Annotated in this window: 12 protein-coding genes and 1 riboswitch; all 12 genes read left to right on the top strand. The window is 54.6% G+C overall.

Going from position 1 to position 9,992, the window contains the following annotated elements; translation table 11 throughout:
• Positions 1-8: 8 nt before the first annotated feature.
• Complete coding sequence (locus C772_RS12125) at positions 9-365, top strand: arsenate reductase family protein (protein ID WP_008300330.1); 357 nt, start codon at positions 9-11, stop codon at positions 363-365.
• A gap of 72 nt (positions 366-437) precedes the next feature.
• Entirely contained in the window at positions 438-818 is a 381-nt protein-coding gene (gene gcvH / locus C772_RS12130) for a glycine cleavage system protein GcvH (protein WP_008300332.1), read from the top strand.
• A gap of 127 nt (positions 819-945) precedes the next feature.
• Positions 946-1,284 (top strand): toprim domain-containing protein, encoded by a 339-nt coding sequence (locus tag C772_RS12135; RefSeq protein ID WP_008300334.1) that lies wholly within the window; start codon positions 946-948, stop codon positions 1,282-1,284.
• Positions 1,285-1,296: 12 nt separating this feature from the next.
• Positions 1,297-1,596, top strand: a complete 300-nt coding sequence (locus C772_RS12140; protein WP_035002370.1) for a thioredoxin family protein — start codon at positions 1,297-1,299, stop codon at positions 1,594-1,596.
• A gap of 76 nt (positions 1,597-1,672) precedes the next feature.
• A riboswitch (SAM riboswitch) is annotated at positions 1,673-1,781 on the top strand.
• An 83-nt stretch (positions 1,782-1,864) separates the two neighbouring features.
• The gene (locus C772_RS12145) at positions 1,865-2,890 is read left to right on the top strand and encodes a methionine ABC transporter ATP-binding protein (protein WP_008300338.1); all 1,026 of its coding nucleotides are present in this window, start codon (positions 1,865-1,867) and stop codon (positions 2,888-2,890) included.
• Complete coding sequence (locus tag C772_RS12150) at positions 2,883-3,551, top strand: methionine ABC transporter permease (protein WP_008300340.1); 669 nt, start codon at positions 2,883-2,885, stop codon at positions 3,549-3,551. The genes C772_RS12145 and C772_RS12150 overlap by 8 nt, the downstream gene beginning before the upstream one ends.
• A gap of 44 nt (positions 3,552-3,595) precedes the next feature.
• Positions 3,596-4,453, top strand: a complete 858-nt coding sequence (locus C772_RS12155; RefSeq protein WP_008300341.1) for a MetQ/NlpA family ABC transporter substrate-binding protein — start codon at positions 3,596-3,598, stop codon at positions 4,451-4,453.
• 216 nt (positions 4,454-4,669) lie between these two features.
• Complete coding sequence (locus tag C772_RS12160; RefSeq protein WP_008300342.1) at positions 4,670-5,887, top strand: dicarboxylate/amino acid:cation symporter; 1,218 nt, start codon at positions 4,670-4,672, stop codon at positions 5,885-5,887.
• Between the two features lie 558 nt (positions 5,888-6,445).
• Complete coding sequence (gene sufC / locus C772_RS12170; RefSeq protein WP_008300344.1) at positions 6,446-7,225, top strand: Fe-S cluster assembly ATPase SufC; 780 nt, start codon at positions 6,446-6,448, stop codon at positions 7,223-7,225.
• An 18-nt stretch (positions 7,226-7,243) separates the two neighbouring features.
• Positions 7,244-8,551 carry a Fe-S cluster assembly protein SufD gene (sufD, locus tag C772_RS12175; protein WP_008300345.1) on the top strand — a complete coding sequence of 436 codons (1,308 nt, stop codon included), beginning with the start codon at positions 7,244-7,246 and terminating at the stop codon, positions 8,549-8,551.
• On the top strand, positions 8,551-9,783 hold the full coding sequence (locus C772_RS12180) for a cysteine desulfurase (protein WP_008300346.1): 1,233 nt from the start codon (positions 8,551-8,553) through the stop codon (positions 9,781-9,783). The genes sufD and C772_RS12180 overlap by 1 nt, the downstream gene beginning before the upstream one ends.
• Positions 9,770-9,992, top strand: a 223-nt coding sequence (sufU, locus tag C772_RS12185) for a Fe-S cluster assembly sulfur transfer protein SufU (protein WP_035002353.1), incomplete at its 3' end; no start/stop codon positions are given. The genes C772_RS12180 and sufU, both read left to right, overlap by 14 nt.

A 9,992-nucleotide genomic window follows, 5' to 3' on the forward strand; every position in this document is an offset into this window, starting at 1 on the left:
GCAAGGGAATGGCAATCACCTATTATGGGTATCCGACATGCACCACCTGCCGCAAGGCGAAAAAGTGGCTGGATGAGCACGGCGTGACCTATGAGGAGTTCAACATCAAAGAGGCTCCGCCTGCAGAGGAACAGCTCCGGGAAATCATCTCGGCAAGCGGATTGGAGCTTAAGAAATTCTTCAACACCAGCGGGAAAGTATACCGTGAGAGCGGGCTTAAGGACCGCCTGCCGGAAATGTCGGACGACGAGAAGATCCGCCTTCTCGCCTCTGACGGGATGCTGCTCAAGCGCCCGATCGTCTACGACGGGGAAAAGGCGACCGTCGGATTCCGCGAAGCGGACTTTGAATCCGCCTGGAATTAAGCGACTATTGAGTTTCCGGCCGCTGTATGGCAAACTGAGATGGATGGTTAATTTATTCCTGGAGGGGTCAGAATGAGCACACCAACAGAACTTCGCTACTCCGAAGAACACGAATGGGTTAAGACGGAAGACGGCAAGGCGCGCATCGGAATCACACACTTCGCTCAGGCCGAACTTGGCGACATTGTATTCGTCGAGCTGCCTGAAGTCGGCGATGAAATCAAAGCGGACGAGCCATTCGGAAGCGTAGAGTCGGTTAAGACTGTATCCGAACTGTATGCACCGATCAGCGGCACTGTCGTTGAAGTGAACGAAGATCTCGAGGACAGCCCTGAGTTCGTCAACGAATCTCCATATGAAAAGGCATGGATGGTCGTCATCGAACCGTCCGACTCTTCAGAGATCGACAAACTGATGTCCGCAGAACAATATGATCAAATGACGCAGGGCTGACCTGCATGCAGGAAACGCCGGCATCTTCCGGCGTTTTTTGCATCTTCTAATATAAAGGATCGCGACCGGAATCGGCGCCTGCTCCGGATGCGGCCTGACATCATGGTGTGCTCGCGGAGGGATCAGGATGACCGAAAAAGTGATTATCGTCGAAGGCAGCTCTGACAGGAAACGGATCGCCCCGCTTCTGGATGAACCGATTGACATCATCTGCACGAACGGGACGGCAAGCCCGACAAGGATTGAAGAACTTCTTGAACCGTATGAAGGTGCGGATATATTCGCGTTTTTTGACGCGGACCGCTCCGGGGAGAAATTGCGGGCGCTTCTCAGGCGGGAATACCCGGAAGCACGCCATCTCTATACGGACCGGGTCTACCGGGAGGTGGCGACCACGCCTCTCCGGGTGCTGGCAGAGGAACTGCTTTCGGCAAACATCGAGATTAAAACAGAATTTCTGCTGTAAAGGATGAGCATGGTGGAAGAATGGAATCTGCAGCAATTTGAAGAAGCAACAAAGAGCCCGGCCACAGCCGCCTTTTATCTCTATACTCCCCTCTGCGGGACGTGCCAGGTGGCCTCGAAGATGATGGAGGTTGTGGAACAGCTCCTTCCCGATGTCAAACTCGGCAAGGCAGACCTGAATTATCACGAGGAGGTGGCCGCCCAGTTCGGTGTGGAGAGTGTTCCGTGCCTCCTGGTTTCAAAAGAGGGGCAGCCGGTAGAAAAAATCTATGCGTTCCGGTCGGTCCCGCACCTCTATGAGAAATTGAGTTGACCAAAACAGTCAGCTGTGATATAGTTTCATCCATCAGTCATCCGCAGGACGGATGAACAGAAACGAATACGGAACACTCTTATTGAGAGCGGCGGAGGGACGTGCCCGATGAAGCCCGGCAACCGTCACGGAAACGTGAAATGGTGCCAAATCACTCAAAGCGCAAGCGCTTTGGCAGATGAGAGGAAATGCACTGACCGGATACGGGTCGGTTGCGCGACCTGTCTGCCTGCAAGCAGACAGGTCTTTTTATTGCAGAGGTGACCACATGATCAAGTTAGAACAAATAACCAAGCAGTTCCGTCTTTCCAACCGGTCGCTTACGGCCGTCGACGCGGTCGACCTGGAGATTCGGGAAGGCGAAATATTCGGCATCATCGGATACAGCGGTGCCGGCAAAAGCACATTGATCCGCATGCTGAACGGCCTGGAGAAGCCGACCGGCGGACGTGTGACGGTAAACGGCATGGAGATGTCATCGATCTCCGGAGCGGACCTCAGGAAAGCGCGCCAGAAAGTCAGCATGATTTTCCAGCACTTCAACCTGCTCTGGTCCCGCACGGTAGCGGAGAATATCGCTTTTCCGCTTGAGATTGCGGGCGTAAAAAAAGCTGACCGGGAGCCAAGGGTCCGTGAGCTGATTCGGCTTGTCGGACTGGAAGGACGGGAAGATGCTTATCCGTCGGAGCTTTCCGGTGGGCAAAAGCAGCGTGTCGGAATTGCCCGGGCACTTGCCAATGAACCTGATGTCCTGCTTTGTGATGAAGCCACATCGGCGCTTGACCCGGAAACGACCGATTCGATCCTTGATCTCCTGACCGACATCAACAAGCGGCTGAACCTGACGATTGTGCTCATCACGCATGAGATGCATGTCATCCGGAAAATCTGCCACCGGGTTGCCGTCATGGAAGCGGGACGTGTCGTCGAAATGGGCGATGTGCTCCAGGTGTTCCGCTCGCCGCAGCAGCCGATCACGAAGCGGTTCGTGTCCCAGGTGACCGAAACGCATGACATCAAGCAGGCGATCGGGCAGCTTGTCCGGGAAAATCCGGACGGCACACTGATCCGTCTCGGCTTTGTCGGCGAACGGACAGGAGAGCCGGTACTGGCCCGCCTGATCCGGACATTCGACATTGACGTCAACATCCTTCAGGCCAACGTCTCGCAGACTCACGGCGGTACCTTCGGCTCCATCATCCTGAATTTGGCGGGCGATGAGGCGGCGGTCGCAAAAGCGGTGGAGTTCCTTCATTCGGAAGGCGTGGAAACAGAGGTGATCGAACGTGATTGAACAACTGTTTCCGAACGTTGACTGGGAGAAGATGTGGGAAGCGACTCTTGAGACGCTTTACATGACTGCAGTTGCCACACTGTTCACTTTCCTGATCGGTCTTGTGCTCGGCATCCTGCTTTTCCTGACGGGACCGAAAGGCATTTATCAGAACCGGATCTCGAACCTGATCACGGCGGCATTCGTCAACATCTTCCGGTCGATTCCGTTCATTATTCTGATCATTTTGCTGATCCCGCTCACGAAGTTCCTGCTCGGTTCCATCCGCGGGCCGAATGCGGCGCTGCCGGCACTGATCATCGGATCCGCGCCGTTTTACGGGCGGATGGTCCAGATTGCGCTTGCAGAAATCGATAAGGGCGTCATTGAGGCTGCCCGTTCGATGGGAGCCACAACCTGGACAATCATCCGGAAGGTGCTTCTGCCGGAATCGATGCCGGCGCTGATCTCGGGCATCACCGTGACGGCCATCGCGCTCGTCGGCTATACGGCGATGGCCGGCATTATCGGGGCTGGCGGCCTCGGCAACCTGGCTTACCTGGACGGATTCCAGAGAAGCCGGACCGACGTCACGATTGTCGCAACCATCCTGATCCTGATCATTGTCTTTGCCATCCAGTGGATTGGAGACATCCTGGTCAAGCGGACGGACAAACGCTGATATTGATCCATTAAAAACTCATAGAACCCAAGGGGGAAACAATCATGAAGAAGTTTGCAGCAGGTCTATTTTTGGCAACAGGCACAATCGCTCTCGCCGCATGCGGTGCAGGCGGGGATGACACATCTTCCGGAACATCCGAAGGCGGAGAAAACACAGAAGAGCCAAAAGAGCTGGTAGTCGGCGCGTCCAATGTCCCGCATGCCCTCATCCTGGAAGAGGCGAAGCCGCTTCTTGAGGAAAAAGGCATCGAGCTGGAAATCGAAACTTACCAGGACTACGTTCTACCGAACGAGGACCTCGAATCCGAAGAAATCGACGCGAACTATTTCCAGCACATTCCTTACCTTGAAACCCAGATGGCGGACCACGGCTATGACTTCGTCAATGCAGGCGGCATCCACATCGAGCCGATCGGCATCTATTCCAAAAAGTATGACTCCCTCGAGGACCTGCCGGAAGGCGCGACGATCCTCATGAGCAACTCGGTAGCCGACCATGGCCGGATCCTTTCCATGCTGGAAAGCCAAGGTCTCATCAAACTGGATGAAGAGGTCGACAAAACTGCAGCGGAAGTCAAGGATATCGTGGAAAATCCGAAAAACCTGCAGTTTGACGCGGACTATGAAGCATCCTTCCTGCCTCAGCTCTACAACCAGGAAGAAGGCGATGCGATCCTCATCAACTCCAACTATGCGATCGATGCAGGACTCAACCCGCTGGAAGACGCCATTGCACTTGAGGATTCCGAATCCCCTTACGTCAACGTGATCGCCGTCCGCAGCGGTGACGAAGAAAAAGAAGAAATCAAGGCACTGGTGGACGTGCTCCGCTCCGAGGAAATCCAGGACTTCATCGTCGAAGAATGGGGCGGCTCGGTCGTTCCGGTCGACGGGGAGTAACATGATTTAAATAAACAAATCTAAAGCCGCCGTGCCGGGACTCTGAAGGAGATGCCCGGCACGGCGGCTTTTTTGTTGCCTGCCTGTCATTTCCTGTTGTAACCGCTCACAAGTAAATGTATTCTGAATATGTGGCCAGGACTACTAATGGGTGGGGGAGTGTGGTAAAGTGGTCACATCAGAAAAACAAGTGTCTTTTTAGGGGGAACAGTCATCATGAAGAAAATCGGTCTGCTTGGCCGGATCATCATCGCCATTGCGCTGGCGGTCGGTATCGGCTCGCTCCTTAACAAAATCCCGGAAAAGTACGGGCTCTGGTTCGTGGAACTCGGAGCGACATTTAATATGATCTTTGGCGGATTCCTGAGTTTTGTCGTTCCGCTGATCATTATCGGATTTATCGCACCCGGCATCGCCAAACTTGGGAAAGGTTCTGCCAAGATGCTCGGACTTTCGACGGGCCTGGCGTATCTTTCTACAATTGTTGCAGGGATTCTGGCATTATTCGTGGCATCCAACCTGCTTCCGGGACTGATCGGCAGCCCGGCGGCCGACAATATCGGCGATCCGTCTGAGGCATTGGCCTCTGCATTTTTTGAGCTCGAGATCGAGCCGATCATGGGCGTGCTCACTTCTCTGATCTTCGCTTTCCTGATGGGCATCGGGATGGCGGCTACCGGAAGCAAAACGCTGCTGTCCGTCTTTGACGAATTCCAGCAGCTGATCGAAAAGACGATCAGCAGTGTCATCATCCCGCTGCTGCCGTTCCACATTTTCGGTGTCTTCCTCAATATGACGTATGCCGGGCAGGTGGCAAGCGTCCTTTCTGTATTCGCGATGGTGTTCGTGCTGATCATTGCCATGCATCTGATTATGCTGCTGGTCCAGTACACGGCCGCAGGCGCGCTGACGCACCGCAACCCGTTCAGACTGCTGAAAACAATGGCTCCGGCGTACTTCACGGCTCTCGGCACTCAATCGTCTGCCGCGACCATTCCCGTTACCGTCCGGCAGGCCCGCAAAACCGGTGCTTCCGACAAGGTTGTCGACTTCACGGTACCGCTATTTGCCAACATCCATCTGTCGGGAAGCACCATCACGCTGACAACCTGTGCAATCGGCGTCATGCTCATGAACGGAATGCCGGTGACGATCGGGCCGATGATCCAGTTTATCGCGGTCCTTGGTGTGACGATGATTGCGGCTCCCGGCGTGCCGGGCGGAGCGGTCATGGCAGCACTGGGTCTCCTTTCATCGATGCTCGGTTTCACCGAGCCGATGATTGCGCTGATGATTGCCCTCTACATGGCGCAGGACAGCTTCGGCACGGCAACAAACGTCACGGGGGACGGCGCGCTTGCGATCATCACCGACCGTTTTGCCACCTCGGCTGAAACAGCGCCGACACCTTCCGCCGGGACGAAAGTAGTCTGACTTTTCCTTCTTGTTTCAATGGGTGTCATTGGGGTACACTAGAAGGGAAATCAAACCGGCAATTGCCGGCATAATCGAAAGGAATGGTTCATTATCGACCCCATGAGGCTCGAGTATACGGACAGGATGGCACAAAGTTTCCGGAGTACGCACGGCATCGGCTATGAGGATTACCGCATGAATCCGAAGCTGCAGCTGGAAGTGGAGAAACAGAGGGAGAGGGAATATGCCCTCAGCCAAGGCTTCGGCATGAGGCCGGAGACGGGTGGCCATCACCAGACAATGACCGATAAATAATGAACCCGTGCAAAAGGACCGCCGCTTTAAGCGCCGGTCCTTTTGTTAACCTGTTTTCATTCTCATTAGGAAGTTGATAATTGAAAATGACTTTCAATGATGGCCATCTGGGACAAACATACTGTGAATTCAAGGGTTTCTGCGATTTTAGGGGAGTTTTGCCCAACCTGTCTAAATGATTTGCAAGCATTCCCGGTTTCAGTTAAGATTAGAATGATGATAAATAAGGATGGCACTGCCGTCCATACTGGAGGTATTCGGATGTCTACTCTCGAAATCAAAGGTCTGCACGTCGAAATCGAAGGCAAAGAAATCCTGAAAGGCGTCGACCTGACGATCAATACAAACGAAATCCATGCTGTCATGGGACCGAACGGGACGGGTAAATCCACGCTCGCATCGGCCATCATGGGGCATCCTAAATATGAAGTCACTGCCGGCACAGTCACACTTGACGGCGAAGACGTCCTTGAAATGGAAGTGGACGAGCGTGCCAAGGCAGGTCTCTTCCTGGCCATGCAATACCCGAGCGAAATTTCCGGCGTGACAAATGCCGACTTCCTCCGTTCCGCCATCAATTCACAGCGTGAAGAGGGCGATGAGGTTTCTCTGATGAAGTTCATCCGTGAACTCGACAGCAAGATGGAAACACTCGAAATGGATCAGGAAATGGCACAGCGCTATCTGAACGAAGGCTTCTCCGGCGGGGAGAAGAAGCGCAACGAGATCCTCCAGCTCATGATGCTGAAGCCTAAATTCGCCATCCTCGATGAGATCGACTCCGGCCTGGACATCGATGCGCTGAAAGTCGTCTCCAAAGGCGTCAACGAAATGCGCGGAGAAAACTTCGGCTGCCTGATCATCACGCACTATCAGCGTCTCCTCAACTACATCACGCCTGACAAGGTCCATGTGATGATGCAGGGCCGTGTTGTAAAATCCGGCGGTCCGGAACTTGCCCAGAAGCTCGAGGCACAGGGCTACGACTGGATCAAGGAAGAACTCGGCATCGAAGATGAAACTGTCGGACAAGAAGCGTAACGGAAGGGGACGAACGAAATGACGGTTGAAACGAAATTGGCATTGACCGGCGAGGACGTGCGTTCCTATTCGGAATCGAACCGCGAACCGGAATGGCTCGCGTCAAAGCGCTCCGAAGCCTATCAACTTGCTGAAACACTCCAGCTGCCGAAGCCGGACAAGACGAAGATCCAAAACTGGAACTTCACCGAATTTCCGGTCCATGCAGTGAAAGACGAGCCGCTGACCGGCCTGGCGGAACTTCCGCAGGACGCGCGCGCGCTCATTGATATCGAGAACCAGAAAAACATCTATGTCCAGCGTAACAATACGCCGGCCTACCTCAAGCTCTCGGATGAGCTGAAAGAGCAGGGCGTGATCCTGACCGACATCTTCACGGCTGCGCGCGAACATCCGGAACTGGTTCAGAAATACTTCATGAAGGATGCAGTCAAAGTTGACGAGCACAAGCTGACAGCATTGCATGCGGCATTCATGAACGGCGGCGTCTTTGTCTATGTTCCAAAAGGCGTTGAAGTAAAAGAGCCGGTCCAGGTCCTGTTCCTGCATGAAGGCGAAGAGGTGTCCCTCTTCAACCACGCGATCATCGTGGCTGATACGAACAGCTCCCTCACGTATGTAGAGAACTACCTGTCGCTTTCGAAAGACTCGAAAGGACTCGTCAACATCATCTCCGAGGTCGTTGCCGAAGACGGGGCGAAAATCACTTACGGCGCAGTGGACGTGCTTGCTGAAGGCTTTACTTCCTACATCAACCGCCGCGGGCTTGCCGGCCGAGATGCCACGATCGAATGGGCGCTCGGACTGATGAACGACTGCGATACGATCTACGAGAACGTGACCCATCTCGTGGGCGACGGCTCTGTCGGCCATTCCAAGTCGGTACTGGTCGGACGCGGGACGCAAAAGCAGAACGTTACGGCAAAGACGGTACACTGGGGCAAGGGCGCAGAAGGATTCATCCTGCAGCACGGCGTCATGAAGGAAGAGGCATCGACCATCTTCAACGGCATCGGAAAAATCGAGCACGGTGCATCGAAGTCGGATGCAGTACAGGAATCCCGAGTACTCATGCTGAGCGAAAAGGCCCGCGGCGACGCGAACCCGATTCTTCTGATTGATGAGGACGATGTGACGGCGGGCCACGCCGCTTCCGTAGGCCGTGTCGATCCGCTCCAGCTTTATTACCTGATGAGCCGGGGAATCTCCCGCACAGAGGCGGAGCGCCTGATTGTCCACGGCTTCCTGGCACCTGTCGTTTCCCAGCTTCCGATCGAAGGCGTCAAGAAACAGCTGTCGGAGGTTATTGAAAGGAAAGTGCGCTGATGATCACAAAAGACATCAAAAAACGCTTCCCGATCCTCAACCAGCAAGTGAACGGCCATCCGCTCGTCTATCTTGACAGCGGGGCCACTTCTCAAAAGCCGGATGTCGTGATCGAAGCGGTCAAACGCTACTATGAAAACGACAACTCAAACGTTCACCGCGGTGTCCACACATTGGGCAACCGGGCGACTGATGAGTATGAAGGCGCGCGCCAAAAAGTCGCGGACTTCATCAACGCCTCTTCCGTCCAGGAAGTGATCTTCACCCGCGGAACGACGACCTCGATCAACACGGTCGCACAAAGCTACGGCCGTGCGAATGTGTCCGAAGGGGACGAAATCGTCATCACGATGATGGAGCACCACTCCAACATCATTCCGTGGCAGCAACTGGCCAAGGAAACAGGTGCGACACTGAAGTACATCGACCTTGAAGATGACGGTACCCTCTCGCTCGATAAAGTTGAGGAGACAATCACTGAAAAGACAAAAATCGTCTCGGTGATGTACGTGTCGAACGTGCTGGGCACGAAGAACCCGATCAAGGAGATTGCGGAAATCGCCCACCGGCACGGTGCGGTGATGGTGATCGACGGCGCACAGGCAGCCCCTCACCTGAAAGTCGATGTACAGGATCTGGACTGCGACTTCTTCGCATTTTCCGGACACAAGATGTGTGCACCGACAGGCATCGGTGTCCTGTATGGCAAGAAGGCCCTTCTCGAAGACATGGAGCCGGTTGAATTCGGCGGTGAAATGATCGACTTTGTCGGCCTGTACGAGTCGACATGGAAAGAGCTTCCGTGGAAATTCGAAGGCGGCACGCCAATCATTGCCGGCGCGATCGGCCTTGGTGCGGCGATCGACTTCCTGCAGGAGATCGGCCTCGACAACATCGACCGTCATGAAAAGCATCTTGCGGCCTATGCCATGGAAAAGATGTCTGAAATCGACGGGCTGACGATCTACGGTCCTGCCGACCCGGATCTTCGTGCAGGCATTGTGACATTCAATCTCGACGGAGTGCATCCGCATGACGTCGCGACGGTTCTTGATATGAACGGGATCGCCGTGCGTGCCGGCCATCACTGCGCGCAGCCGCTCATGAAGCGTCTGGGCGCGACCGCGACGGCGCGGGCAAGCTTCTACGTGTACAACACGGAAGAAGATGTCGACCGCCTCGCAGATGGGCTCCGCATTGCAAAGGAGTATTTCTCAGATGTCATCCATTAATCTCGACCAGCTGTACAGGCGGGTCATCATGGACCACTATAAGAACCCACGCAACAAAGGGGAACTCGCAGACGGAGGCCTCACCATCGACATGAACAACCCGACGTGCGGCGACCGGATCCACCTGACGATGCAGGTGGAAGGCGGAATCGTGCAGGACGCGAAATTCGATGGCGAAGGCTGCTCGATCTCGATGGCATCCGCATCGA

This window comes from Bhargavaea cecembensis DSE10 (genome assembly GCF_000348905.1).
GTDB lineage: Bacteria > Bacillota > Bacilli > Bacillales_A > Planococcaceae > Bhargavaea > Bhargavaea cecembensis.

What these genes read in the sequence shown, in the direction of transcription:
- C772_RS12135 (WP_008300334.1), top strand. Translation starts at nt 946, where the DNA reads ATGACCGAAAAAGTGATTATCGTCGAAGGCAGCTCTGACAGGAAACGG.
- C772_RS12160 (WP_008300342.1), top strand. Translation starts at nt 4,670, where the DNA reads ATGAAGAAAATCGGTCTGCTTGGCCGGATCATCATCGCCATTGCGCTG.
- C772_RS12180 (WP_008300346.1), top strand. Translation starts at nt 8,551, where the DNA reads ATGATCACAAAAGACATCAAAAAACGCTTCCCGATCCTCAACCAGCAA.
- gcvH (WP_008300332.1), top strand. Translation starts at nt 438, where the DNA reads ATGAGCACACCAACAGAACTTCGCTACTCCGAAGAACACGAATGGGTT.
- C772_RS12125 (WP_008300330.1), top strand. Translation starts at nt 9, where the DNA reads ATGGCAATCACCTATTATGGGTATCCGACATGCACCACCTGCCGCAAG.
- sufD (WP_008300345.1), top strand. Translation starts at nt 7,244, where the DNA reads ATGACGGTTGAAACGAAATTGGCATTGACCGGCGAGGACGTGCGTTCC.
- C772_RS12155 (WP_008300341.1), top strand. Translation starts at nt 3,596, where the DNA reads ATGAAGAAGTTTGCAGCAGGTCTATTTTTGGCAACAGGCACAATCGCT.
- sufC (WP_008300344.1), top strand. Translation starts at nt 6,446, where the DNA reads ATGTCTACTCTCGAAATCAAAGGTCTGCACGTCGAAATCGAAGGCAAA.
- C772_RS12145 (WP_008300338.1), top strand. Translation starts at nt 1,865, where the DNA reads ATGATCAAGTTAGAACAAATAACCAAGCAGTTCCGTCTTTCCAACCGG.